Raw genomic sequence first — 1018 nt, forward strand, 5'->3', positions numbered from 1 at the left:
CAGGCTGGTCCCATTTCGCTCGCCACTACTCTGGGAATCTCGGTTGATTTCTTTTCCTGCGGTTACTTAGATGTTTCAGTTCACCGCGTTCGCTTCTCGTGACCTATGTATTCAGTCACGGATACCTCAAAAGAGGTGGGTTTCCCCATTCGGACATCGACGGATCAAAGCTCGTTTGCCAGCTCCCCGTCGCTTTTCGCAGGCTACCGCGTCCTTCATCGCCTGTGATCGCCAAGGCATCCACCACATGCACTTGTTCGCTTGACCCTATAACGGGTGTGTCTCGTGTCGCATTCACTGGGAATGCAACGCTCCTCACATCGCTACAGGTTGAGTATTCGTGTTGCGCCGTATTCCAAGGCAATCTTTCGATCACCTTTTCATACATTGATACAATCACAACCCTGATTCACCTACTCACACACCCATCTCTAAGTATGCTTTCGTGAATCTCTTTACTACTTCTTCCTGATTGTTAAAGAACGACAGCCGATATCGCAGTTGCTATAACCGCGTATCACTCTGACTGGCTCAATCGCCAATGCAAAACACTCTGCTTTCTACTTCAGCAGAACGCTGCGCATTGAAGATTGGTGGAGGATGACGGGATCGAACCGACGACCCCCTGCTTGCAAAGCAGGTGCTCTCCCAGCTGAGCTAATCCCCCAGTCACACACAGATATTGCTATCCGTATTGATGCCCCAGGGGTTTCAGTCACTAGCGCAGCCACCGCAGAAACAGTGGTGGGTCTGGATGGATTCGAACCATCGACCCCCGCCTTATCAAGACGGTGCTCTAACCAACTGAGCTACAGACCCCTGAGTCTGTCTTGTTCACAGCCGATAAGCGTGAGCGCTCAACGCATTGACACGTTAGCTCGAGAAAGGAGGTGATCCAGCCGCACCTTCCGATACGGCTACCTTGTTACGACTTCACCCCAGTCATGAATCCTACCGTGGTGACCGTCCTCCTTGCGGTTAGACTAGCCACTTCTGGTAAAACCCACTCCCATGGTGT

The 1018-nt window shown here is 51.7% G+C and carries 2 tRNA genes and 2 rRNA genes; all 4 read right to left on the reverse strand.

Annotated elements, in window-relative coordinates:
• Positions 1–267, reverse strand: a 23S ribosomal RNA gene (locus HHL24_RS43505); the annotation flags it as partial.
• 324 nt (positions 268–591) lie between these two features.
• Positions 592–667 (reverse strand) — tRNA-Ala (locus HHL24_RS43510).
• Positions 668–742: 75 nt separating this feature from the next.
• Positions 743–819 (reverse strand) — tRNA-Ile (locus tag HHL24_RS43515).
• A 64-nt stretch (positions 820–883) separates the two neighbouring features.
• Positions 884–1018 (reverse strand): 16S ribosomal RNA (locus tag HHL24_RS43520); the annotation flags it as partial.

Source organism: Paraburkholderia polaris, assembly GCF_012927345.1.
Classification (GTDB): Bacteria; Pseudomonadota; Gammaproteobacteria; order Burkholderiales; family Burkholderiaceae; genus Paraburkholderia; species Paraburkholderia polaris.